Origin of the sequence: Flavobacterium sp. LC2016-23, from assembly GCF_009674775.1 — a bacterium.
Lineage (GTDB): Bacteria > Bacteroidota > Bacteroidia > Flavobacteriales > Flavobacteriaceae > Flavobacterium.
Genome location: NZ_WKKE01000003.1, coordinates 1 through 24131, shown reverse-complemented (window position 1 = coordinate 24131; position 24131 = coordinate 1). Strand labels below are relative to the sequence as shown.

Sequence of the window (24131 nt, the reverse complement as noted above, 5' to 3'; positions counted from 1 at the left end):
AAAGCTTATCACTTTTTTAATAATCGATTTGATCTGCAGAATAGTTTTGAGCCAATGCATTTGCCAATTGTTCATCATTTGGCGCTTTTCCATGCCACGCGTGCGTGTGCATCATAAAGTCAACTCCGTTACCCATTTCAGTATATAGTAAAATACAAACCGGTTTTCCTTTTCCTGTTCTTGATTTGGCATCATTAAGACCTGCAAGGATAGCGTCGATGTTGTTTCCTTCTTTAATTTCAAGAACGTCCCAGTCAAAAGCTTCAAATTTGGCACGAATGCTTCCCATTGGTAAAACCTGATCCGTTGTTCCGTCAATTTGTTTTCCGTTAAGGTCAATAGTTGAAATGATATTATCTACTTTTTTAGCAGAAGCATACATGATCGCTTCCCAGTTTTGACCTTCCTGTAGTTCACCATCACCGTGAAGGCTGTAAACGATATGATTGTCTCCGTTTAATTTTTTCGCCTGAGCTGCCCCAAGAGCTACAGATAAACCTTGTCCTAATGAACCGGAAGCTATACGAACACCAGGTAATCCTTCGTGAGTGGTTGGATGCCCTTGTAAGCGGGAATTTAATAATCTGAAGGTAGCTAATTCTGAAACAGGGAAATAACCGCTTCGGGCTAAAACGCTATAAAAAACTGGAGAAATATGACCGTTTGAAAGGAAGAAAAGATCTTCTCCGATTCCGTCCATATCAAAACCTTCTTTACGGTCCATGATGTTTTGGTATAAAGTAACCAAAAATTCTGTACAACCTAGTGATCCACCCGGGTGGCCTGAGTTTACAGCATGTACCATACGAAGAATATCTCTTCTTACTTGGATAGTTAAATCGCTTAATTGTTGTGTGTTAGGCTTCATTTTATGTGTAAAAGTTAAACTGACGCAAAAGTAATCGTTATTTTGCGGAGAGACAAATGATTTTTTGCTTTAGTTTGTCAGAATTGTTAAATTTTGTTTCTTTTTTTATTGATCTTAAAAAAAGACTGAAGTATTGTTGCAGTGTATAAAAGTTTTGCCACAGATTAAGGGATTCGATTGATTTTAAAAAACCGGTACTAATCCTTTAATCTGTGGCAAATAAACTTTTGATAAATATTGTAATGCTTTTTAATTAGTGTCGCTTTCGCTGTAATAATTGTTTTCTTCATCTTCAGATCCGATTTCTTCCTGCTGATCATCGAGTTCGGAGCCAGGTACGTCAAGATCTTCTCCGGTCTGGTCTTCTTTGTCAATGTTGAATGAATTCTCATTCCATTCTCCTTCTTTCTGATCAATTGTGTTTCCATTGGTAATATGATCCGGATCGATATCTTTTAGTTTTTCCTCATTGTTATAAATGTCCTCTGAGGCCGGATAATCCAATTGTTCAAGGTTTTTTTCAATCTGATCTTCTTTTATGGCGTCTTTTTCTTCTGAATTTATCATGATTTCTATGTTTTAAATTTAAATTTCCTTTTTACTAAATTAAACAATCAATCATCTCATTCTGTTACACTTTTAGTACTTAGATATTGTACTTTTTACATTCTTTTACTTCATTATTTTGGGCGTTCCCCAGGGGTCGGGCTATCCGCTATATCTTTTGTTCCCGAAAATTCATTGTCAAATAAGACCGGACCTCTGTCACAAAAGGATGCCGCTGCTATCCCTAACGCAGATGCCGAGCGTAAATCATTATCTCACTTTCAAATGGACACATTCTCTAATTTTAAGCTAGGTTTCACAACAATCAAACTCATTATCTCATTTTCTAAATTGACACATTCTCTAATTAGAAAGCTAGTTTTCCGGACAATCAAACTCATTATCTCATTTTCAAATTGACACATTCTCTAATTAGAAAGCCAGTTTTCCCGACAATCAAACTCATTATCTCATTTTCAAATTGACACATTCTCTAATTAGAAAGCCAGTTTTCCGGACAATCAAAATCATTATCTCATTTTCTAAATTGACACATTCTCTAATTAGAAAGCCAGTTTTCCCGACAATCAAAATCATTATCTAATTTTCTAATTGACTAATTCTCTAATTAATTAGATTTTCCTCAAATTAAACTATCTTTGCCGACTGAAAAAAGAAACAGATGAAGTTTGATTTATTACAAAAAGATCCGCAATCAAAAGCGAGAGCGGGGAGTATTACTACAGATCACGGCGTAATTGAAACGCCTATTTTTATGCCTGTCGGAACGGTAGCTTCTGTAAAAGGAGTACATCAGCGCGAACTGAAAGAAGATATCAATCCCGACATTATTCTTGGAAATACTTACCATTTATATTTGCGTCCGCAAACTGAAATCCTGGAAAAAGCCGGTGGATTGCATAAATTTATGAACTGGGACCGTAATATTTTGACAGATTCCGGTGGATATCAGGTATATTCACTTTCGAATAACAGAAAAATTAAGGAAGAAGGGGTAAAATTTAAATCCCATATTGATGGTTCGTACCACTTCTTTACGCCTGAAAATGTAATGGAAATTCAGCGTACCATCGGAGCCGATATTATCATGGCTTTTGATGAATGTACACCTTATCCGTGCGATTACAGATATGCACAACGCTCGATGCACATGACGCATCGCTGGCTGGATCGTTGTATCAGTCATTTAGATAAAGTGCCTTATAAATACGGATATGAACAGACTTTTTTTCCAATTGTTCAGGGAAGTACCTATAAAGATTTACGACGTCAGTCGGCAGAATATATTGCGAATTCAGGTCAGCAGGGAAATGCTATCGGAGGTTTGTCAGTAGGGGAGCCTGCTGAAGAAATGTATGCAATGACAGAAGTAGTGTGCGAAATTTTACCGGAAGATAAACCCCGTTACCTGATGGGAGTAGGAACTCCGATCAATATTCTGGAAAACATTGCTTTAGGAATCGATATGTTCGATTGCGTAATGCCAACGCGTAATGCCAGAAACGGTATGTTGTTTACGTCAAACGGAACGATTAATATTAAAAATAAAAAATGGGAAGCTGATTTTTCGCCAATCGATGAAATGGGACATACTTTTGTAGATACAGAATATACAAAGGCTTACCTGCGTCACTTGTTTGCTGCTAATGAATATTTAGGAAAACAAATTGCAACGATTCATAATCTTGGTTTTTATATGTGGTTGGTTCGTGAGGCCAGAAAACATATCTTAGCAGGCGATTTCAGACCATGGAAAGAAATGATGGTTAAAAATATGAGTCAACGACTGTAAAAAATTTCAGGTTATTTTTGTTTCAGGTTTCACGTTCTTTCCAACAGAACCTGAAACCTGAAACATAAAACAAGAAAAACAAAAAAAATCTATGCTAACAATAATAGATAAGTATATTTTAAAACGCTATTTAGCCACTTTTACGGTGATGATCATGCTGTTTATTCCGATCGGAATTGTAATTGACGTTTCTGAAAAGGTGAATAAGATGTTGGAGAACAAAATTCCGTTTATGGATATTGCGATCTATTATTACAACTTTACCATTTATTTTGCGAACTCCTTATTTCCGATATTTTTGTTTTTATCGGTTATCTGGTTTACTTCAAAACTGGCTAATAATACAGAGATTATTGCGATTCTGAGTTCCGGGATTTCCTTTACACGATTTCTAAGGCCTTACATCATTGGGGCCAGTATTATTTCGGTCTTTGTATTACTTATGGGTTTTTTTATTGTTCCTGCTGCCAGTGAAGGGTTTAATAATTTTAGGTATACATACCTGAAAGGAAACGGAAAACAGCTGATGCGGGGTGAAAATACCAATGTCTACAGACAAATTAATGATAATGATTTTATTTTTGTGAATAGTTTCAATGAAGAATCTAAAACAGCCTTTAATTTCTCCTTAGAGCATTTTGACAAGGATAAGCTGAAGTATAAAATCACGGCGAGCCGCATCAAATGGGATCCGAAGAAAAAGATTTATATACTTTACGATTATACAAAAAGAACAGTCAATGAATTAAATGACGTAATTGAAAAAGTTCCTGAAAAAAATATGGCCTTTAAATTTGAGTTAGAAGATTTAACTCCGGTTGTTTATATTGCTGAAACTTTAAGTTTAGGGAAACTTTATAAATTTATTGAAAAAGAACGAAAAAGAGGTTCAGGGAATATTAATACCTATTTGGTAGTACTGTACAAAAAATACAGTGTTCCGGTTTCTGCTTTTATCCTGACTATTATTGCCGTTGCCGTTTCTTCAATGAAACGTCGCGGGGGTATGGGAACAAATCTGGCAATCGGAATCGCAATTGCCTTTTCTTTTGTGTTTTTTGATAAAATATTTGGTACTCTTGCCGAAAAATCTACTTTCTCACCTTTACTAGCTGTCTGGTTTCCGAATATTGTTTTTGGAATTCTGGCCGTTTACTTATTACGTAATGCGAAACGATAATTTAAAAAGTTACTTAAACCTTCATTTAATAGTTTTTATCTGGGGATTTACAGCCATTTTGGGCGCTTTGATTACCATTGATGCCGAAAATCTGGTATGGTACAGAATGCTTCTTGCCGGGATTTTTCTGGGCATTTTTATTGTTTGCAAAAGACAATCTTTTAAGGTTCCCGTAAAAGAATTTTTTAAACTTATTTTTGTCGGACTTCTGATTGCTTTACACTGGATCTTCTTTTTTAAAGCCATTCATATTTCTAATGTTTCCATTACACTTTCGATCTTTTCGCTGGGGGCATTTTTTGCATCTCTTTTAGAGCCCATATTTTATGGACGAAAAATCCTGTGGTACGAAGTTTTCTTCGGACTTATCATCATTGGAGGTTTAGGACTGATCCTTCAGGTGGAAATTAAATACCTGCAGGGGGTTTATTTTGCACTGGCTTCTATTATTCTGGGTGTATTGTTTACGCTTATGAATGGAAAATTAATAGCGGATCATGAACCATCGGTAATTACTTTTTATGAGTTTGGCGCCGGTGTTTTCTTTATTTCTGTCTATTTTTTATTTCAGGGAAAATTTAAGGCGGATTTCTTTTCAATGTCACTGAACAACTGGGGTTTGTTACTCGTGCTGGCATCAGTTTGTACAGCCTATGCTTTTACTGCTTCAGTAAAAGTAATGCAGCGTTTAACGCCTTATACGGTGATGTTAACCACTAATTTAGAGCCTGTTTACGGGATTATGCTGGCGTATTTCATTCTTGGAGGAAAAGAAAAAATGAGCACGGAATTTTATATTGGTGCGGTAATAATTGTTATCACAGTTATTTTAAACGGCGTATTTAAACACTATCAAAATAAGAAAAAAGTGTAATATTTACCTTATTTTTAAATTGCATTTTTACATATTAAATAACATTTAATTCTGCCAATGATATAATATTTTTATATTTGCGGTTCGATTTACAAACAAAATTCAAAAATCCATGGAATATTTAGATTTTGAGCTTCCAATAAAAGAACTTGAAGAACAGTTAGAAAAGTGCGTTATAATTGGAAAAGAATCTGACGTTGATGTTACGCCAACTTGTAAGGAAATCAACAAGAAATTAGAACAAACTAAGAAAGAAATATACAAAAACCTTACAGCCTGGCAAAGGGTACAATTGTCAAGACATCCGAACAGGCCTTATACTTTAGATTATATCAGGGCTATTTGCGGTGATACTTTTTTAGAACTTCACGGAGACAGAGGTTTTAAAGACGATAAAGCAATGGTTGGCGGTTTAGGAAAAGTAAACGGACAATCTTTTATGATTGTGGGTCAGCAAAAAGGATATAATACCAAGACACGTCAATACCGTAATTTTGGTATGGCAAATCCTGAAGGGTACCGTAAAGCGTTGCGTTTGATGAAAATGGCAGAGAAATTCGGTATTCCGGTTTTAACTCTTGTAGATACTCCGGGTGCTTATCCTGGACTTGAAGCTGAAGAAAGAGGACAGGGAGAAGCTATTGCCAGAAATATTTTTGAGATGGTTCGTTTAAAAGTGCCAATCATTACCATCATTGTGGGGGAAGGTGCTTCCGGAGGAGCTTTAGGAATAGGTGTGGGAGATAAAGTATACATGTTGGAAAATACATGGTACTCCGTAATTTCACCGGAATCCTGTTCTTCCATTTTATGGAAAAGCTGGGAGTACAAAGAACGTGCAGCTGATGCTTTAAAATTGACATCATCTGACATGAAAAGGCAAAAATTAGTAGATGATGTAATTCCGGAACCGCTTGGAGGAGCGCACTACGATCGCGAAACTACTTTTAAGACCGTGGCGGAATATATCACTAAAGGGTATAACGAATTGAAAGACTTATCAACAGCCGACTTAATTGCCCAAAGAATGGACAAATATAGTAAAATGGGCGAGTTTAAAGAGTAAATTCTTACAATTTATTTAAAAATCCGAAGCCTTACCGTTTCGGATTTTTTTTTGGTTATGAACAAAAAAACATATTTATAAACAATTAATAGTTATAACTCGATAGCATTGTTTTTTTAAATTTTGCTACTTTCGCTATATGGAAAATTTCAAAAACATAAATCCTGTAAAGGTCGATAAAACCACAATTATTAATTTAGAAAGAGGGAAATTACCGCCTCAAGTACTTGATTTAGAAGAAGCTGTACTTGGGGCGATGATGATTGATAAAAAAGGGGTCGATGATGTAATTGATATTTTACAAGCCGATGCTTTTTATAAAGACGCTCACAAATTTATTTTTGAAGCTATCGTACAGCTTTTTACCGAAACGCAGCCAATTGACTTGTTAACCGTTTCCACCCAGCTTAAAAAAAATGGAAAATTAGAACTGGCAGGCGGTGATTTTTATTTAATTCAGCTTACACAAAAAATAGCGTCTTCCGCGCATATCGAATTTCACTCCCGTATTATTCTTCAAAAGTTTATTCAGAGGAGTTTGATTCGTATTTCGACTGAAATTATCGAAGACTCTTATGATGAAACAACAGATGTATTTGATTTGCTGGATAAAGCCGAATCAAAACTCTATGAAGTAACACAGGGAAATATTAAACGTAGTTCTGAAACTGCCCAAAGTTTAGTACTTCAGGCCAAAAAACGTATTGAGGAAATTGCAAAACAAGAAGGTCTGAGCGGGGTTGAAACCGGTTTTACGAACTTAGACAAGCTGACTTCCGGATGGCAGCCGAGTGATTTAATTATTATTGCGGCGAGACCGGCGATGGGAAAAACTGCCTTTGTACTTTCAATGGCCAGAAATATGGCGATTGATTTTGGGCATCCGGTAGCCTTGTTCTCTTTGGAGATGGCATCGGTTCAGTTGATCACGAGGTTAATTTCATCAGAAACAGGATTGTCATCAGAAAAATTACGTACGGGTAAATTAGAACCTCACGAATGGGAGATGCTGAGTACCAAAGTTAAAAACTTAGAAAAAGCACCACTGTTTATTGACGATACGCCTTCACTTTCTATTTTTGATTTAAGAGCAAAATGCCGTCGTCTGGTTTCACAGCACGGTATTAAAATCATCATTGTGGATTATTTGCAATTGATGACTGCCGGAGGAAACAGTAAAGGAGGAGGAAATCGTGAGCAGGAGATTTCTACGATTTCCCGAAATTTAAAGGCTTTGGCAAAAGAGCTAAACGTTCCGGTAATAGCACTTTCGCAGCTATCGCGTGCCGTTGAAACACGTGGTTCCAGTAAACGTCCGTTGCTGTCGGATCTTCGTGAATCCGGAGCGATTGAGCAGGATGCTGATATTGTTTCGTTTTTGTACCGACCGGAATATTATAAAATTGACGAATGGGATGATGATGAGGCTTCGCCAACTACCGGCCAGGCAGAGATAATGATCGCGAAACACCGTAATGGTGGTATCGAAAACGTCCGGTTGAAATTTATAGGACATCTTGGAAAATTCGATAACCTTGATGATTTTTCAGGTAATTATGACGATTTGCCTTCTAAAATGAATCATGAGGAAAATCCGTTTATAACAAAAAACCTGCCTTCGGCAAATGAAGCCTTTGGCAGTAACTTAAATGACGACGATGATGACAGTGATGTACCATTTTAAGAAATTGTAAAGCCTTATTTTAAGGCTTTTTTTTTATCTCTTATTGTGAATTTTCTTAATATAATTCTGTAGTTTAGCAATGCAGTTAATAAAATAATTGCATAGTAACTTGTAACCAAAAACAAAATTATATTATGTTAGAAAAAGAGAATTTAGGAAGTGTAGAAATTCCTTTGGCTGAAGGAAAATTATGGGCTGATAAATACAGAAAATCATCTGGCCTTGAGGAAGATGGTAAAAACAAAGTGGACGCTTACTTAATTCCATTGGAAACACTGAGACAAGTACTGGACCAGGATATTGATGCGGTGCGTGCTTACAAAGGGATTAACAATGCAGGTCAGCAGGTTTTAATGTTTGTAGGTACAAAATTGGATGCTAAAACGGGTATCTACAAAGATGTATTCAAAACAGGAGTTGCCGCTAAAGATAGTGCAGCTGCAACTGACGGTGGTGGCGGCGTTGTTTATAATATGACACAGCCATGTCCTCCAAATGGTGATCCTACAAGTCCTATGAATCCTTAAAAAAATGTATCAATTAATTGCAAATACAGGTTATTTCTTTTTACTACTTAACCTTATTTTATACATAATAGGCTTTTCCAAATTTGGAAAGGCCTATAAAATTTTTACTGCTTATCTTGCATTATTAGTTGCTGTACAGCTTATCTGTGTCATTTTGCTTTACTGTAAAAAAGTAAATCTGTTTATGTCTCATTTTTACTTTGTCGGACAATTAATATTACTGGCAGTATTCTATTTTTTACTGGTGAAAGATGTCTTGAAAAAGAAAGTAATTCTGACCGGAACTTGTGCCGGATTAGTGGTTTTAGCAGTTCAGTATTTCTTTGATCCAAGTATGTTTTTTAAGTTTAACTTATTGGAAATTACGATTACCTCTTTATTGGTTGTGTTTTTTGCACTTTTGCATTTGTACGATATGCTTACGGATAAAAAGGAATATTACTTTATCACAGTCGGTATAATAATTTATTTGCTGGCAAGTGCCATTTTGTTTCTGGTAGGTAATTTAACAATAGGATTAAGTGAAAATCTGAAATTTCTAAGCTGGACGTTAAATGCTGTTTTAGTTTTAGTAAATCAACTGTTTATTTTATACGAATGGAAAAAAAGCTTTTCCAAAAAGACCATTTCTCAGTCTAAAAGTATTCGTAATGGTTAATTGCTTCTGTTTTAAAAGCGAAATAAATATTTCTATATGAGTATGAATTCAATTCCTGAAAAAGAGATTGTTGCGATAATATTATACACCTCTCTTTTTTTTGTGGTGATGGCCATTGCAATAGTCGTATTCTTCTATTTTTCAAGAAAAAAAATCATTCAGAAAGAACTGGAAAAAAAAGATTTGGTATTGCAGTATCAGAAGGAACAGTTACATGCCGTTATCGTAACTCAGGAAGAGGAACGCAAACGAATTGCCCAGGATTTACATGATGATATCAGCTCTAAATTGAATATCGTATCGTTAAATAGTCATTTACTCACCGCTCCCGATTTAACGGAAAAAGAAACTCTTGAGATTACAGAAAATATCATAAATTTAACGACAAAGGCTTTAGAGAATTCCAGAAAAATTGCACATAATTTGTTGCCGCCCGTTTTTGAGAAATTTGGACTTAATGCTGCTGTTGAAGAATTATGCGAAGAGTTCGAAAGTTCTAAAGCGGTAAAGGTGTATTATAAAAATGAAATTGATTTTGATGACAAAGAAATCGACCGGCATCTGCATGTTTTCAGAATATTGCAGGAATTAATGAACAATTCCATGAGACACGGAAAAGCGAGCGAAATCTGGATTACCTTTAGGAATGATGGTGATATGAAAACCTGTAATTATGAAGATAACGGAGTAGGTTTTGATATGGAAAATGTAGAAAACCAGAAGGGACTTGGTATGAAAAATATAGACAGCCGTTTATCATTTCTGGACGGAACAATTCAAATAAATTCTGAAATAGGCAATGGTATTGCTGTAATGTTTACTTTCTAAAGTATGTTTTAAGATAAAAGTCAAATTTTTACTAATAAACAAAGGCATTTTTCGTTTTTTTAAAAGCATATTTTGTAATTTCGGCATACTAAACGACCAAAACCAAATAAAAAATGAGCGGTGCTATTAAAATTGCTTTAGTCGACGACGAAATTTTATTTCGGAAAGGAATTTCTTTTTTACTGCAAAGAGAAGATAATATCGAAATTATTTTTGAAGCTTCAAACGGAGAAGAACTAATTTCCCGCTTAGAAGACAATGAAATAAAACCGGATATTATTATCATGGATTTAAAGATGCCTGTCCTGAATGGGGTTGAAGCCACAAAAATTATTCGAAAAGCCTATCCGGATATAAAAATAATAGCCTTAACAAGTTACGATACAAAATCGTTCGTCGCTAATATGATCCAGGTGGGAGCTGTTGCCTACCTGATAAAAAATACAACTCCAAAAGATTTAATACATACCATTAATGAAGTATCCCGAAAAGGGTTTTACTACAGTCAGACTGTTCTAAAAACAATCCAGGATACCATCATTTCCTCAAAAAATAATAAGTGTAACTTAGAAACCGGGTTTCTGTCACCACGTGAAATAGAAATTCTTCAGCTTATTTGCCAGCAAAAAACAACTTCTGAAATTGCTGATCAGCTTTTTTTAAGTCCAAGGACAGTCGAAGGACACCGTAATAATTTATTATTAAAAACGGAGTCCAGGAATATTGCCGGATTAGTGGTTTATGCAATTCAAAATGAAATCGCAGTTTTGACAATTTAGCTTGTTAAAAACTGGATCGATAAAACATAATACACTATTATAGTTAAAACAAGTACGCAGATACCTATTTTCTGCAATATTTTTAATCCCTTTGGTTCATTCTTGCTTTCATTGGATTTCATGATTAAATTTTTCATTGATTTATATAATTGGTTATTTGCTCACAAATTTAATCAGAAAGTGTAGTTGAATTACAGGTGTTTTTACGTGATTTTGCAAATTCTTCTGACAAATTTTTCAATTTTATAGATAAAACAGTTATGCAGTTGCATTTTTTAATCCTTCCTTTATATCTTTACTAAAATAATTTTCTGATGAATAAAGGATTAGTTTATATTTCCATACTTCTGTTTTCACTAACTGCCAGAGCCTCTTTCATATTAATACCGATGGATGAAACTACACAACAGAATCATCTAAAAGCTTACGGGATTACGTACTGGTGTTTAAGTAAAGATTACAAAGCCAGCTGGCTGCTGAATTACCGCGGAGGCTCGTTTTTGTTGCCTGATGCAGAAGAAATTAGAAAAGAATGTAAAATTAGGGGAGTCAGTTTTGAAATAATTTCAGATAGTGAAGAAGCTTCGATTTTAAATGATATTTCGAGCCCTTCTCAAAACATGGAATCCGTAGTTCTCGAAAAAGCACCAAAAATTGCCGTGTATACACCAAAGGGGAAACAACCGTGGGACGATGCTGTAACGTTAGTTTTAACGTATGCTGAAATACCTTTTACACCCATTTACGATGAAGAAGTTCTGAGTGATCAGTTACTGCTTTACGATTGGCTGCATTTGCACCATGAAGATTTTACGGGTCAGTATGGCAAATTTTACTCGGCTTATAAAAACACACCCTGGTATATTGATCAAAAAAAGGACGCCGAGGCACTCGCAGCAAAATTAGGGTATGCCAAAGTATCGCAGGAGAAAGGCGCGGTTGCAAAAAAAATAAGGGATTTTGTCGTAGGCGGAGGATTTATGTTTGCAATGTGTTCTGCAACAGATAGTTTTGATATCGCACTCGCAGCTGATGGAGTTGATATTTGTGAAGCCATGTTTGATGGGGATGCAAGTGAATCCAATTACCAGTCTAAATTAAATTATGCCAATTCTTTTGCCTTTAAAAATTTCACTTTAGAAAGAAAACCTGAAGTATATGAGTTTTCAGATATTGATATGACGTCTAAACGAAAAATTCAGATGGAAAAAGATTATTTCTCTCTGATGGAATTTTCGGCAAAATGGGATCCAATTCCAAGCATGTTGTGTCAAAATCATACACAACTGGTAAAAGGCTTTATGGGACAAACAACCTCTTTTGATTCGGCTTTAATAAAATCTAATGTTTTGGTAATGGGCGTTTGCGAACTTAACGGGGAGTCCAGATACATTCACGGAGAAAAAGGGAAAGGAATGTTTACCTTTTTCGGCGGCCATGATCCGGAAGATTTTCAACATCAGGTAGGGGATCCGCCAACTGTTTTAGATTTACATCCAAATTCTCCGGGTTACAGATTAATCCTCAATAATGTATTGTTCCCTGCGGCAAGAAAGAAAAAACTGAAAACGTAGTTTATCGGATTGAAAATTCAAACCAGATCGGAACATGATCTGATATTTGACGTGCCTCTTTTAAGGAAGTAAACTTTTTATAAAATGGAATTATTCCGGAATTGAGGTTAGATAAAGAAGTACTTCTGTAAAAAATATTGTCAAATTCTGAGGCTAAACAATTTTCACCGATACATTTTTGTTTTAAGGTTGTTTTTTGATTTTGAAAAACAGGAGCATATCCCATCTTTTTCAACGGATTAAAAACAGTATGTGATTGAGGGCAATTGTAATCCCCGATAAAAATCAAATTTAGATTCGGGTATTCCTGTGGGAGAAATTTGAAATACTTTATTTCTGTTTCAGGCTGTTTACTTTTTGTAATCGCGTGGAAAGTAACCAGCGTAAATGTTTTTTTAGCAACTTCAAAACTGGCAAAATACGGCTCCCGATCAATTTCCATCGTATATTTTTTTTCCAGCCAGGCATTTCCCTTCAGGTGTGCTTTGTTTGTTTTCCAGATAAATGCATATCGTTCTTTTTTGTAGCTGCTGCCACTTGTGGGATCGCTTACACGATAATCCCATTTGGATCCTTTTTTATTCAGAATTTCAACAAGGCTTGCAACCGCATTGGCACCACCGTAACCTGCCACAACTTCCTGAATGGTTATAATATCATACCCGCGAAGCGTGCCGGCGATAAAATTTAATTGAGTTTCTGTTTTTGATTTTCCAAAATTTTCTAAGTTCCATGAAAGGACTTTTATCTGGGAAAAAGACTGAAAAGTAAAGAATAGAATAAAAAGGGGAAGGATTTTTTTCATGCAGTATTTAAAGGATCAAATATAAGCATTTTCAAAATTTGTCGCTTCTCCTTCTTGCGAACAAATGTTTCTGAAGTCCGTATATTTAGTGTTTCTTATATCTGTTTTTTAAGGCACTTGTGATAATTATTATTTGCAAAACTAAAAGTGTTGGAATAAAAATGATATTCCAGTCCACTTCGATCCATCCTGTTTTCTCTGATACAAAAGCAAAGCTTATGGAAAGAAAAAGACAGAGTAACATCGCTTTGATTACAATTTTGTTTTTGGGTGTATTAATTCGCGAGATAATTTTTCTGCTTTTATCTTTTTCTAAAGTAATTATGTATTTTGGTTTCATGAGTATTTTAAATAGATTTTACACAAATTTAGATTTATAAAAGCAAATTTCCTTACGGGAAACCGTAACGAGATTAAAACTAAATCAATCCAAAATCCTTTGCAATAGCAATTAAATGGACATTATTATTGGCTTTAAAATATATTTTTAATTTATTGATTCTTTTTTCAATGCTACTTGTTCCATTTGGAGTTAATGCAATGACTTTAAATTCTTTTGAGATATTTTCTAAAGTATACCCCTTAGCCAAAAGGTTTAAAATAGAAATATCGTAAGATTCAATTTCAATTAAAGCTTTGTCGCTAAAACTAAGCGATAAGTCAGAGGATACTATTCTCTCCTCATTTCCAAAAGTTCTCTCAATGGCGGTTTTTAATTCCTCAATACTATTTCGTCCCTTAGTTACGTATGCATTAATTTTTAAATCGTTGAAAAGAGATTTGATGCGATACGATTTATCTTCTATCGAAAATATAATCTTTTTTATGGAAGGCTGTACCTTATTTACGGCTTCTATGAGTTCTTCACCCGAAGAAAGCTTTATTTTCCTGTGGTCCGATTTAAATGACAGATCGCTTATTATTAAATCGTAAGCATTATTTTCTGTTATTCCTTTTTTTATTTTTATTAATGCATCATCACAATACTTTACGTGATCGATTACAGGTATGTTCAGGTCTTCAAGAACCTGAATAATTCCTATGCTTATACTATCTAAATCTTCTGCAACTAAAACCTTTTTGAACATACTGCTGTTTTTTATATAGAGAAAGAAAAACTTAATTTAAATCCACTTTGGGAATAAGTGTCAAAATTAATAGTTCCATTGATAGCTTTTATACGGCTTTCCACATTTTGTAGTCCATTTTTTGAAATAAATGTGTTTTTTGTAATCCCAACGCCATTATCAGTGTAATTTACGAATAAATTTTTATTATTTATTTTAAAAGTAATGCTTGCCAAAGTAGCTTCACTATGTGTTTTCATGTTGGCAAATAGCTCCTGAATTATTCGGTAAAGAATTATTTTTTTGTTCTTGTCAATATCATTCCAGGCAATTGTATCCAGACCGTTTAGTAAAATGTTTACATTTTCAGTTTTAAATCCGGCTATCATTTCCTTTAAAATAAAAACATAATTTTCATCCGTTATAATATAACTGTTCTCTTTTGATATATTTCTGGTGCGGGAATATATAATTTCTAAATTGTTTAATAATTGCTCTTTATTCTCGCTTTTTTCCAGATTTTCGCTCTTTGCAAAAGAAATAGCCTCGTAAATGTTGTTTGAAAGTTCACTTTTTAGTTTCTCTGAAATTCGGATTTCACTGTTATATATGGCTTCATTCTTTTCTTTTCTTCCTTTCATAATTAGATGGAAAGAAAGAAGTGATATAAAGATCAGAATGCAGAAGATAATGATGTAAGATATTATATTTCGGTTTTTTTGTCGTTCCAGTTGTAATTGGTTTTCTGAGTGTAACGTTTTTAGCTGTAGATTTTCTGCCTTGTCCAGTTCTGAATCATATTTAATTTGGGCAAATGGATTTTTTGCCTTCAGCCTGACTTCTTTAATACTATCCGTAAGATGAATGTATTCGAGAGCGTATTTTTTCAGATCTTTCCCGGTGCTGCATTGTATTAATACACTTAAAAAATTGATTCTTTTTGTTGGGAATTTATCTTCGCAGGATATCTCATAAGCTAATTCAGCATGTTTTGGAGCAAGTTTTGGATTGTTTTTTAAGTAGTAGAGCGAAATAAATCTGTGATTGAACATTACACCTTCCCGGTCATTTAGTTGAAGGTTGATTTTTAAGCTTTCTTCAAAACATTGTAAAGCCTTAGGATTGTTAGTTTTATAATAACAGTACCCCAGATTATTCAGTGCTATGGCACGATTTCTATTGCTGAAATCTAAATTGGTTTTATCAATGTGTTTTTTTTCAACCAAAGGCAAATATATTTTTATGGCTTCATCATATTTTTCCTGGTCTTTGTAAACGCCTGCTATATTGCTTAAAGTCTGATTCTTTTTTAAAATAGAAATAGTATGTAGTAATGCTTTTTTGTGGTAAAGCACTGCATTTTTAAAATCGTAAGTATTGTGATAGTTATTAGCCATTACGGTGTATACATACCATTTAAATCGGGGTCTTGTTGTTTTATTTAAATAAGGCATGGTTTTAGTCAGCAGGTACTCGCTTTTAATGTAGTCACCTTCAAGCTGCAGCATTTCAGCCATACAAGCGAGAGAATAAACATATTCGTCCGGATTTTTCGTTGGTTCTGTGATAGTCAGGGCTTTATTAAAGTACTTGTAAGCGCTGTCTCTTTTATTCGTATCAAATAAGAGATCTGCTGTATCCATGATCTTTTTAATCTCTGCAGTATGATTTTTTTCTTCAGGTTTAATATGATTTTCTCTTCTGCAGGAATGAACAGAAGAAATAATCAGTAATACTATCGTTATTTTGAGCAGAAAGTATTTGATAGCTGTTTTTTTTAGAAATCGATTTATATTTTTCATTCGTGTAAAGGAAATTTAATAAAGACTTTAAAACCTTTCCCAGGAGTTGATTCAATATCAATGCTTCCCTTTATGGCATAAATTCGATTTTCTACATTGTGAAGTCCATTTCTCAGTACTATTTTTTTCAGATCAATACCTTGTCCGTTATCACTATAATTTATTAAGATTGTACTATTGTTTCTTTTGAAAGTAAGGACAACCAATGTTGCTTTACTGTGTTTTTTCATGTTTACCAGTAATTCCTGCAGTGTTCTGTAAAGGGTTATCTTTTTCGTTTTTTCGATTTCATCCCATACAATAGTATCTAAATCATTTAGCAAAAGAGTAATATTCGGGGTATAGAATCCGGAAATCATTTGTTTTAATGAAAGAATATAATCTTTGTCAGTGTTAATGGGTTGTTTTTCTTTAGATATATTGCTGGTTCGGGTATAAATAGTATCAAGATTATCTATTAACAGTTGTTTGTTTTGCGGTATTGAAAGATCTGTATTTTCTGCAAAAACCATGGCATGATAGACATCATTAGCGAGTTCATCATGTAACTTCTTCGATATTCTTGTCTCACTATGATAAGTTGCCTTTAGTTTTTCGCGATTTGCTCTTGAAGTGAGATAAAAATACAGAATGATAATGAAGACTAAAGCCGCTAAAATTATGATGTAAGAGATAATATTCTGGTTCTCTTGTCTTGCTAATTGCAGTTCGTTTTTAATTTTTCGGGATTTTAGTTTTAAGTTTTCCTCTTTTTCTTTTTTCGAATCATATTTAATTCTTGCAAATAGGTTTTTTGCTTTTTGTTTTATCTCAAAGATGCTATCTGTCAATTCAACGTAGGTAATGGAGTTCCTCTTTAATTCTGTACCGGAATTGTTTTTTATAAGCAGTCCAAGAGTCCTTAATCTGTTGTCGATACAGTTTGTGATACTATATTTATTGTAACTCAAATTTGCATATTTTATCGATAAAGCAGGATCGTGTTTTTGATAATACTCCGCAAGATAGTAGTATGTCTTGCCCAGTTCAGAATCATTTTTTAGTTCAGATTTAATTTCCAGACTTTTAGTGTAGTAGAACAGCGCGATCCTGTTTTCAAGTTTAAAATAACAAAAGCCAATCTTGTCAAGTATTTTAGAATAGTATTCCGGATTCTCGTGAATGTTTTTATCTACACATAAGGAAAGTAATATCTGTAAAGCTTCATTGTATTTTTGCTGTTTGATAAGAACAGATGCAATATTATTTTTTGTTTTTAGTTTTTTAGCTTCATCTGTTTTTAGGGATAGTGCTTTATAAAAGTAATACAGCGCATTATTATAATTATAGACATTAGTATTGTCAATCCCCAGAATGGTGTAGATCTTCCAGTTGTAAACGGAATCCTTTATACTGTTTAAAAGTGGTAAAGCTTCCTTTATAGTCGTCTCACTGCCACTAAAATCATATTGATTTTGTTGTATCTCTGCCATACTGCATAGGCAATAAATATAATCATCAGGGTTATTTTCCGAATTACAATTTATTTTTGCTTTATTGTAATAATAAAAAGCGCTGTCAAATTGTTTATTGGTGTTAAAATCATCAGCAGTTTTGATAAGTTTTTGAACTTCTTTTTTGCTTTTAGTTCCTTTTGGAATGAAGATACCTTTCTTTTGACAGGAAGAAAAGAAGAGGAGAGTAAAAGATATATAAAGGTAAATTAGTGTTTTTTGAGGTATCATTGCGCCAAAAATAGAAAATTCTATAAATTGGCAGCACGTATAAATACGGTATTTTGAATATTCTTTCAAATTAAAACAACCAAATTCTCATATATAGGTACATACAAATAAACCCTCGAAGGCGAGGGTTGGTATTTGCATTTTTTTTGTAAAACTTATCTTTAAATTATACTGCTCTCATGCCGGTAGCAATTCCAATTCTGTTCCAGGCATTGATCGTAATGATCATCATTATTATCTCAGCAAGTGATTTTTCATCAAAATATTTTGCGGTATTCTCATAGGTTTCTTCAGAGACGTGATGGTTTATTAAGGTAACTTCTTCAGTCAAAGCTAAAATTGCTTTTTCTTCATCCGTGTAAACATCAGCTTCGCGCCATGCACTTAATAAATAAATGCGTTGTTCGGATACACCTAATTTTCGTGCATCTGCTGTATGCATATTAATGCAATATGCACAGCCATTTACTTGCGATGCTCTAATTTTGATGAGTTCCTTGTGAACAGGACTTAATGATGTTGTAGCGATGTATTTTTCTAAACTTAACATGGTCTGATAAGCTTCAGGTGCTACTTTGGGAATAACGATTCTTGGTTTCATTTTACTTGTTTTTTAAAGTTTGATACAAAGTTCATTTATATCTGCTTTCCAAAACTTGAACTACTTCAAGAAATGCCGGTTAGACTTTTCCCGCTCTGATTTTACTCATAAATTCCGCCGAAAAATCTAAATAGGAGGCAAGCATGTATTGAGGAACGCGCTGTACAAATTCGGGGAACAGGTTATTGATATGATGGTATCTTTCTTCTGCAGACATCGTAAACAAAAACTTGATGCGCATTTGAGCCGCTCCGAATGATTTCTGTGAAACAACCCTAAAGTATCGTTCCAGCTTTGGAATCTGAATAAGAATGGACTCAAGAATCGGTTTTTCTAAGGCAATAACTTCACAGTTTTCTACAGCCTGAATGTAAAAATGGGAAGGGGTATGGTTATGATAACTCAGGTAGTCCGTAATCCACCAGTTTTCTATGCCAAATTGAAGCGTTTGCTCGGTTCCTTTGGAATTAATAATATATTGCCTCATGCATCCTTTAACAATAAAATAAAGGGTGTTGCAGATTTGTCCTTCCTGCAATACATGTTCTTTCTTTTTAATTTTAAACAAACTTAAACACGATTCCAAAGTATCAATCTCTGAAGCTTCCAGTGTTACGAATTTTTCTATATGATCAAAAAGGGGTTGGTGCATAAAGAGGAATTTGCTGTTGTACAAATGTACTTTTTAAATTCAGAAGGCTAAATAATTTCATTGTAGAAGTTAATCTTAAAGGAGCTGTTTACTTTTATGCCGCCAGAGACAGCAGCTTTCCATTTTGCATTCTCAATGAAATAAATAAGTTGATTAAGGATATCATTATAAAATTTTTGATTTTCGGGATTTTCAAATTCAAGATTTATCTTGATATCAGAGACTTTGTCATCTTTATTTATTGTAAACATGGTTTTCGCCATAAAATCTCTTTTATGTATTAGATGCATAAAACCAGCCGGATATTTGAAATTGGAAAAAAAATCTTTTTGAATTTGAATTTTCTGATCAAGGAAATCTGCGGCTTTTGGATATACTATACAATAGTTGTCGACTCCGGATGGATATTGAAAAGGATCATCTATTCTGCTCATTACATACATACTGTCAGCTGTTTTTTCAATGTCTTTTATAAAGTTGCGACCGTACTTTAGATTTAATAATTCATTAGATGCCTTACAGTAGCAGTTGGTTATTGCGGGATAACTTTTTACATCATCTTCTATATGGAATAACGCAAATTCTGTTTCAGGAGATTCACGAAATTCAATTCCTCTTTTTTTTAGTAATTTATTTAAATAAGGATGGTGTCTTTTAGAATCGCTATCAAGATATCCTTGGGGTTCAATATAATAAAAGATTTCTTGGAACCTAAAATCCATTTTTGCTCTTTCAATTTCAGATTTACAACTGACATCTTGCTTGTCAATTACACCAATTATTGTATTGATAGTCTTTTTGTCAAGATTATTTACTTGTGCGATGGTAGACAAGCTGTGTATTGTAAATAATAGGATTAGAAAATTTTTCGTCACGAAGTTATCTTTTAAACTGATTAATTTAAATGTTGATTCTATAAAAACAAAAAACCATTCGCGTTAACGAATGGTTTTTCTATGATAAGTAAGTAATCTAAATTGAGTTTATAAAACGTTTATTTTACTTTATTAAGTATTGCTTTGAAAGCTTCAGGGTGGTTCATAGCTAAATCTGCAAGAACTTTACGGTTCAATTCGATTCCGTTAGCTTTAACTTTTCCCATGAATTGAGAATAAGACATTCCTTCCAATCTGGCTCCAGCGTTGATACGTTGAATCCATAAAGCACGGAAATTTCTTTTGTTTTGTTTTCTATCGCGGTAAGCGTAGCACATTGCTTTCTCTACTGCATTCTTAGCAACTGTCCAAACGTTTTTACGTCTGCCAAAGAAACCTTTGGCTTGCTTCATTATTTTTTTTCTTCTTGCTCTTTTAGCAACTGAATTTACCGATCTTGGCATAATTTTAATGTGTTTTTGTAGCAGGCGTCCTGAATTAAATCAAAGGAACTTAATGGCCATACTCCAAGGTTATATTTAAATGATTTTTAACCTAAAGAATTATTAGATAATTCTTAATTGTTGTTTGATGCTTTTCATATCTGTAGAGTGAACTAGCGCTGAGTGTGTCAAAGCTAATTTACGTTTTTTAGATTTTTTAGTCAAGATGTGACTTTTAAAAGCATGCTTTCTTTTAATCTTTCCAGAACCAGTAACTTTGAAACGTTTCTTGGCGCTAGATTTTGTTTTCATTTTAGGCATTTTTCCTAGTGTTTTAATTTATTCTTACTTACTTATATTTTTGTTTCAAGTTTAATGTTTCAAGTTCACAACTGAACACTGAGACTTAAAACTGAACACTATTTCTTTTTCTTCGGAGCAATGAACATAATCATTCTCTTTCCTTCCAAAACAGGCATCGCTTCTACTTTACCATGCTCTTCTAAATCCGTTGCCAAACGTAGTAATAAAATCTGACCCTGATCCTTATAGATAATCGAACGTCCTTTAAAGAAAACGAATGCTTTTAGTTTAGCACCTTCTTTCAGGAACTTTTCAGCATTCTTTCTTTTGAATTCGTAATCATGCTCATCCGTTTGAGGACCAAATCTGATTTCTTTTACTACAACTTGTGTAGACTTAGCTTTTAATACCTTGTCACGTTTCTTTTGTTCGTAAACAAATTTCTTGTAATCCATGATTTTACAAACCGGCGGCTCAGCATTTGGTGAAATTTCAACCAAATCCAATTCAAATTGATCCGCTAAACGTAAAGCCTCTGCAAGTTTAAATACACCTGGTTCGATGTTTTCACCTACTAGTCTCACTTCTTGCACACCACGAATAAGGTTGTTTATTCTGTGTGCGTCTTTTTTTTCTACTCGAGGTTGGTAACCTCTGTTGCTTCTTATTGCTATGACTTTATAATTTAAGTTAAACTGTAAAAACTTTTAATGTCTTTTTTATTTCTTCGTTTACAATAGCGACAAATTCATCAATTGTAACTGTAATATTCCCTTTTCCTTCCTGACCGTGACGACGAATTGAAATTGTTCCGTTTTTCTCTTCCTCCTCACCGACAATAAGCATAAATGGTATTTTCTGCATCTCTGCATCTCTAATTTTCTTACCGATAGTCTCGCTTCTGTTGTCAATTAGGGCGCGAATTTCGTGATTTTCTAGCAAATCTAAAACTTTTTTAGCATATATTTCATATTTCTCGCTCAAAGACAAGATAATAGCCTGCTCAGGCATTAACCAAAGTGGGAAATTTCCTGCAGTGTGTTCTAGTAAAATTGCAATAAAACGTTCCATAGATCCAAAAGGAGCTCTGTGAATCATTACTGGTCTATGTAATTCGTTATCAGCACCTTTATAGGTTAATTCAAAACGCTCAGGAAGGTTGTAATCGACCTGAATTGTTCCCAATTGCCATTGTCTTCCCAGGGCATCTTTGACCATAAAGTCAAGCTTCGGACCGTAGAAAGCAGCTTCACCATATTCTACAACAGTATTTAATCCTTTGTCAGCGGCAGCATTGATAATAGCGTTTTCAGCTTTCTCCCAGTTTTCATCAGAACCAATGTATTTTTCTCTGTTTTCCTGGTCTCTCAACGAAATTTGAGCCGTAAAGTTTTCAAAACCTAATGATCCGAATACATATAATACTAAATCAATTACTTTTTTAAACTCTTCATCCAATTGCTCCGGAGTACAAAAAATATGCGCATCATCCTGAGTAAATCCTCTTACACGGGTTAAACCGTGCAGTTCTCCGGATTGCTCATATCTGTAAACAGTACCAAATTCGGCATAACGTTTTGGTAAATCTTTGTACGACCAAGGTCTTACATTGTAGATCTCACAATGATGAGGACAGTTCATAGGTTTCAATAAAAACTCCTCCCCTTCAGCAGGAGTATTTATAGGCTGAAAACTATCAGCACCGTATTTTGCATAGTGACCAGAAGTTACATAAAGTTCCTTTTGTCCAATATGTGGAGTAACTACTTGCTCATAACCCGCTTTCTTTTGGGCTTTCTTTAAAAATTGTTCTAGACGATCTCTAAGAGCAGCTCCTTTAGGCAACCATAAAGGCAAACCTTGTCCTACTTTCTGAGAGAAAGCAAACAATTCCAATTCTTTTCCAAGTTTACGGTGATCGCGACGTTTTGCTTCCTCAAGAAGTTCAAGATATTCAGTCAGGTCTTTTTGTTTAGGGAAAGAAGTTCCGTAAACACGAGTCAGCTGTTTGTTTTTCTCATCACCTCTCCAGTATGCGCCGGCCACACTCATGATTTTAAAAGCTTTTATGATACCGGTATTCGGAATATGTCCGCCTCTGCATAAATCAGTAAAAGTAGCATGATCACAAAATGTGATTGTTCCGTCTTCAAGATTCGAAATCAGTTCAGTTTTGTAAACGTTATCCTTATACATTGCCAAAGCATCAGCTTTACTAACAGGGCGCATTTTAAATTCGTGTTTCTCTCTTGAAATCTCAAGAACGCGATCTTCAATCTTTTTAAAATCAGCTTCAACGATCTTCTGATCTTCAAAATCAACATCATAATAGAAACCGTTAGAAATGGCAGGTCCGAGAGTTAATTTAATTCCGGGATACAATTCCTCAAGCGCTTGCGCCATGACGTGCGAAGTGGAATGCCAGAAAGCTTTTTTTCCTTCTGCATCATTCCAGGTATATAATATAAGACTACCGTCGGTCGTCAATGGAGTTTCGGTTTCAATTGTTGTACCATTAAAAGACGCAGAAATCACGTTTCTGGCAAATCCTTCGCTAATGCTTTTCGCAACCTCCATCGGAGTTACGCCTGAAGCAAACTCTCTAATTGACCCGTCGGGTAAAGTAATCTTAATCATTGTTTATAATTTTGTGAATGCAAATATAACGCATTACAAAAATACATACAATACATATCGACATGTTTATATTATAATATGTAAGAAGAATATGGATTCTGATAATGTATGTGGTTTTGTTCGGAATATAATAAGGATAAACTTGTCCTATATATAAGGAAGGATTTCGCTTCTCCAACCCGACAGGTTTTCAAAACCTGTCGGGTTTATTTTTTATAGATACATTAGGTATACAGCGATTATTCCGTCCCCTTACCGAATTCAACTCTTTTGGAATTTGGAATTTAAGAAATTGTAATTTGATAAGGAGCTTAATCCCGCTGTCCGCTCCAATCTTTTGTCCGCCGCGGCGGACAAAAGGATTTCCACTTCCATCGGGGCTAGGGCAGTGGTTTTCATAAGAGGTGTGCGTTATATAGGTAAGAAAGGGACTTATCGCCTTTACGACAAAGAGAAGAAAATAGCTTCCCATAGCAATCAGTAAAGAAAAAGCGCCTCAAACCATACAAAAGGGAGTGTCTGAATCTATATAGGAGAATAGGCAAAAAGACATTTTAAAATGTAAAGTCCTTAAAAATGGCGTACGGGCAAACGCCCGGATTGCGAAAAGCATAATCATCACCTGAATTTTCCCACAAAACATAAAAAAGTTTAATTTATAAAAAGTATGTTATCAGAGAGTTAAGAAAAAGTTTTAAAAAAGGTTGAAATTATATAAAGAAAAGGCTTGTAAATGTAAATAAAGGCGCTACTTTTGCACCCGCAACAGCGACAAGCGTTCTAAGAAATACTGACAGGTTACTAAATCAAACTGAAAAATTATTT

General features: G+C 34.3%; 24 protein-coding genes. 10 read left to right on the top strand and 14 right to left on the bottom strand.

Annotated features, from left to right (window positions below; translation table 11 throughout):
* Window positions 1-16 precede the first annotated feature (16 nt).
* Both GJU43_RS02930 and GJU43_RS02925 read right to left on the bottom strand, forming a co-directional pair.
* The gene (locus GJU43_RS02930) at window positions 17-868 is read right to left on the bottom strand and encodes a transketolase (RefSeq protein WP_154339353.1); all 852 of its coding nucleotides are present in this window, start codon (window positions 866-868) and stop codon (window positions 17-19) included.
* 249 nt (window positions 869-1117) lie between these two features.
* On the bottom strand, window positions 1118-1435 hold the full coding sequence (locus tag GJU43_RS02925; protein WP_154339352.1) for a hypothetical protein: 318 nt from the start codon (window positions 1433-1435) through the stop codon (window positions 1118-1120).
* Between the two features lie 661 nt (window positions 1436-2096).
* Here GJU43_RS02925 and tgt point away from each other — a divergent pair.
* The 10 genes from tgt (at window position 2097) to GJU43_RS02875 (ending at window position 12397) form a co-directional block, all read left to right on the top strand.
* Window positions 2097-3227 (top strand): tRNA guanosine(34) transglycosylase Tgt, encoded by a 1131-nt coding sequence (gene tgt / locus GJU43_RS02920; RefSeq protein WP_007807692.1) that lies wholly within the window; start codon window positions 2097-2099, stop codon window positions 3225-3227.
* Window positions 3228-3318: 91 nt separating this feature from the next.
* Window positions 3319-4407: an LptF/LptG family permease gene (locus tag GJU43_RS02915; RefSeq protein ID WP_154339351.1), complete on the top strand. Its 1089-nt coding sequence runs from the start codon at window positions 3319-3321 to the stop codon at window positions 4405-4407.
* Window positions 4394-5281: a DMT family transporter gene (locus GJU43_RS02910; RefSeq protein WP_154339350.1), complete on the top strand. Its 888-nt coding sequence runs from the start codon at window positions 4394-4396 to the stop codon at window positions 5279-5281. The genes GJU43_RS02915 and GJU43_RS02910 overlap by 14 nt, the downstream gene beginning before the upstream one ends.
* A gap of 112 nt (window positions 5282-5393) precedes the next feature.
* The gene (locus tag GJU43_RS02905; RefSeq protein ID WP_154339349.1) at window positions 5394-6347 is read left to right on the top strand and encodes an acetyl-CoA carboxylase carboxyltransferase subunit alpha; all 954 of its coding nucleotides are present in this window, start codon (window positions 5394-5396) and stop codon (window positions 6345-6347) included.
* A gap of 139 nt (window positions 6348-6486) precedes the next feature.
* Window positions 6487-8031, top strand: a complete 1545-nt coding sequence (gene dnaB, locus GJU43_RS02900; protein ID WP_154339348.1) for a replicative DNA helicase — start codon at window positions 6487-6489, stop codon at window positions 8029-8031.
* A 134-nt stretch (window positions 8032-8165) separates the two neighbouring features.
* Entirely contained in the window at window positions 8166-8558 is a 393-nt protein-coding gene (locus tag GJU43_RS02895; RefSeq protein WP_154339347.1) for a hypothetical protein, read from the top strand.
* A gap of 184 nt (window positions 8559-8742) precedes the next feature.
* Window positions 8743-9216 (top strand): hypothetical protein, encoded by a 474-nt coding sequence (locus tag GJU43_RS02890; RefSeq protein ID WP_154339346.1) that lies wholly within the window; start codon window positions 8743-8745, stop codon window positions 9214-9216.
* Between the two features lie 36 nt (window positions 9217-9252).
* Window positions 9253-10044: a sensor histidine kinase gene (locus GJU43_RS02885; protein WP_154339345.1), complete on the top strand. Its 792-nt coding sequence runs from the start codon at window positions 9253-9255 to the stop codon at window positions 10042-10044.
* 113 nt (window positions 10045-10157) lie between these two features.
* Complete coding sequence (locus tag GJU43_RS02880; RefSeq protein ID WP_154339344.1) at window positions 10158-10823, top strand: response regulator transcription factor; 666 nt, start codon at window positions 10158-10160, stop codon at window positions 10821-10823.
* A 314-nt stretch (window positions 10824-11137) separates the two neighbouring features.
* Window positions 11138-12397, top strand: a complete 1260-nt coding sequence (locus GJU43_RS02875) for an asparagine synthetase B (RefSeq protein ID WP_154339343.1) — start codon at window positions 11138-11140, stop codon at window positions 12395-12397.
* A 1-nt stretch (window position 12398) separates the two neighbouring features.
* On the opposite strand, the gene GJU43_RS02870 is transcribed toward GJU43_RS02875, so the two are convergent.
* The 12 genes from GJU43_RS02870 to thrS all read right to left on the bottom strand — a co-directional run bounded on the left by GJU43_RS02870 (window position 12399) and on the right by thrS (window position 23306).
* Window positions 12399-13202: an endonuclease/exonuclease/phosphatase family protein gene (locus GJU43_RS02870; protein ID WP_154339342.1), complete on the bottom strand. Its 804-nt coding sequence runs from the start codon at window positions 13200-13202 to the stop codon at window positions 12399-12401.
* A gap of 85 nt (window positions 13203-13287) precedes the next feature.
* Window positions 13288-13542 (bottom strand): hypothetical protein, encoded by a 255-nt coding sequence (locus GJU43_RS02865; protein WP_154339341.1) that lies wholly within the window; start codon window positions 13540-13542, stop codon window positions 13288-13290.
* A 79-nt stretch (window positions 13543-13621) separates the two neighbouring features.
* Window positions 13622-14290, bottom strand: a complete 669-nt coding sequence (locus GJU43_RS02860) for a response regulator transcription factor (protein ID WP_154339340.1) — start codon at window positions 14288-14290, stop codon at window positions 13622-13624.
* 11 nt (window positions 14291-14301) lie between these two features.
* The gene (locus GJU43_RS02855) at window positions 14302-16071 is read right to left on the bottom strand and encodes a tetratricopeptide repeat-containing sensor histidine kinase (protein WP_154339339.1); all 1770 of its coding nucleotides are present in this window, start codon (window positions 16069-16071) and stop codon (window positions 14302-14304) included.
* Window positions 16068-17543: an ATP-binding protein gene (locus GJU43_RS02850; protein WP_195760011.1), complete on the bottom strand. Its 1476-nt coding sequence runs from the start codon at window positions 17541-17543 to the stop codon at window positions 16068-16070. The genes GJU43_RS02855 and GJU43_RS02850 overlap by 4 nt, the downstream gene beginning before the upstream one ends.
* A gap of 418 nt (window positions 17544-17961) precedes the next feature.
* Complete coding sequence (locus tag GJU43_RS02845) at window positions 17962-18396, bottom strand: carboxymuconolactone decarboxylase family protein (protein ID WP_154339338.1); 435 nt, start codon at window positions 18394-18396, stop codon at window positions 17962-17964.
* Between the two features lie 79 nt (window positions 18397-18475).
* On the bottom strand, window positions 18476-19048 hold the full coding sequence (locus tag GJU43_RS02840) for a Crp/Fnr family transcriptional regulator (protein ID WP_154339337.1): 573 nt from the start codon (window positions 19046-19048) through the stop codon (window positions 18476-18478).
* 47 nt (window positions 19049-19095) lie between these two features.
* Window positions 19096-19881 (bottom strand): hypothetical protein, encoded by a 786-nt coding sequence (locus tag GJU43_RS02835; protein ID WP_154339336.1) that lies wholly within the window; start codon window positions 19879-19881, stop codon window positions 19096-19098.
* Window positions 19882-20042: 161 nt separating this feature from the next.
* Entirely contained in the window at window positions 20043-20387 is a 345-nt protein-coding gene (rplT, locus tag GJU43_RS02830; protein ID WP_007810721.1) for a 50S ribosomal protein L20, read from the bottom strand.
* A 102-nt stretch (window positions 20388-20489) separates the two neighbouring features.
* Entirely contained in the window at window positions 20490-20687 is a 198-nt protein-coding gene (rpmI, locus tag GJU43_RS02825; protein ID WP_007810722.1) for a 50S ribosomal protein L35, read from the bottom strand.
* Window positions 20688-20785: 98 nt separating this feature from the next.
* Window positions 20786-21337: a translation initiation factor IF-3 gene (gene infC / locus GJU43_RS02820; protein WP_081491471.1), complete on the bottom strand. Its 552-nt coding sequence runs from the start codon at window positions 21335-21337 to the stop codon at window positions 20786-20788.
* A gap of 22 nt (window positions 21338-21359) precedes the next feature.
* Entirely contained in the window at window positions 21360-23306 is a 1947-nt protein-coding gene (gene thrS, locus GJU43_RS02815; protein WP_154339335.1) for a threonine--tRNA ligase, read from the bottom strand.
* Window positions 23307-24131 lie beyond the last annotated feature (825 nt).

Excerpts from the sequence above, each read along its gene's own strand:
- GJU43_RS02930 (WP_154339353.1), bottom strand. The coding sequence starts at position 868 with ATGAAGCCTAACACACAACAATTAAGCGATTTAACTATCCAAGTAAGA.
- GJU43_RS02925 (WP_154339352.1), bottom strand. The coding sequence starts at position 1,435 with ATGATAAATTCAGAAGAAAAAGACGCCATAAAAGAAGATCAGATTGAA.
- tgt (WP_007807692.1), top strand. The coding sequence starts at position 2,097 with ATGAAGTTTGATTTATTACAAAAAGATCCGCAATCAAAAGCGAGAGCG.
- GJU43_RS02915 (WP_154339351.1), top strand. The coding sequence starts at position 3,319 with ATGCTAACAATAATAGATAAGTATATTTTAAAACGCTATTTAGCCACT.
- GJU43_RS02910 (WP_154339350.1), top strand. The coding sequence starts at position 4,394 with ATGCGAAACGATAATTTAAAAAGTTACTTAAACCTTCATTTAATAGTT.
- GJU43_RS02905 (WP_154339349.1), top strand. The coding sequence starts at position 5,394 with ATGGAATATTTAGATTTTGAGCTTCCAATAAAAGAACTTGAAGAACAG.
- dnaB (WP_154339348.1), top strand. The coding sequence starts at position 6,487 with ATGGAAAATTTCAAAAACATAAATCCTGTAAAGGTCGATAAAACCACA.
- GJU43_RS02895 (WP_154339347.1), top strand. The coding sequence starts at position 8,166 with ATGTTAGAAAAAGAGAATTTAGGAAGTGTAGAAATTCCTTTGGCTGAA.
- GJU43_RS02890 (WP_154339346.1), top strand. The coding sequence starts at position 8,743 with ATGTCTCATTTTTACTTTGTCGGACAATTAATATTACTGGCAGTATTC.
- GJU43_RS02885 (WP_154339345.1), top strand. The coding sequence starts at position 9,253 with ATGAGTATGAATTCAATTCCTGAAAAAGAGATTGTTGCGATAATATTA.
- GJU43_RS02880 (WP_154339344.1), top strand. The coding sequence starts at position 10,158 with ATGAGCGGTGCTATTAAAATTGCTTTAGTCGACGACGAAATTTTATTT.
- GJU43_RS02875 (WP_154339343.1), top strand. The coding sequence starts at position 11,138 with ATGAATAAAGGATTAGTTTATATTTCCATACTTCTGTTTTCACTAACT.
- GJU43_RS02870 (WP_154339342.1), bottom strand. The coding sequence starts at position 13,202 with ATGAAAAAAATCCTTCCCCTTTTTATTCTATTCTTTACTTTTCAGTCT.
- GJU43_RS02865 (WP_154339341.1), bottom strand. The coding sequence starts at position 13,542 with ATGAAACCAAAATACATAATTACTTTAGAAAAAGATAAAAGCAGAAAA.
- GJU43_RS02860 (WP_154339340.1), bottom strand. The coding sequence starts at position 14,290 with ATGTTCAAAAAGGTTTTAGTTGCAGAAGATTTAGATAGTATAAGCATA.
- GJU43_RS02855 (WP_154339339.1), bottom strand. The coding sequence starts at position 16,071 with ATGAAAAATATAAATCGATTTCTAAAAAAAACAGCTATCAAATACTTT.
- GJU43_RS02850 (WP_195760011.1), bottom strand. The coding sequence starts at position 17,543 with ATGGCAGAGATACAACAAAATCAATATGATTTTAGTGGCAGTGAGACG.
- GJU43_RS02845 (WP_154339338.1), bottom strand. The coding sequence starts at position 18,396 with ATGAAACCAAGAATCGTTATTCCCAAAGTAGCACCTGAAGCTTATCAG.
- GJU43_RS02840 (WP_154339337.1), bottom strand. The coding sequence starts at position 19,048 with ATGCACCAACCCCTTTTTGATCATATAGAAAAATTCGTAACACTGGAA.
- rplT (WP_007810721.1), bottom strand. The coding sequence starts at position 20,387 with ATGCCAAGATCGGTAAATTCAGTTGCTAAAAGAGCAAGAAGAAAAAAA.
- rpmI (WP_007810722.1), bottom strand. The coding sequence starts at position 20,687 with ATGCCTAAAATGAAAACAAAATCTAGCGCCAAGAAACGTTTCAAAGTT.
- thrS (WP_154339335.1), bottom strand. The coding sequence starts at position 23,306 with ATGATTAAGATTACTTTACCCGACGGGTCAATTAGAGAGTTTGCTTCA.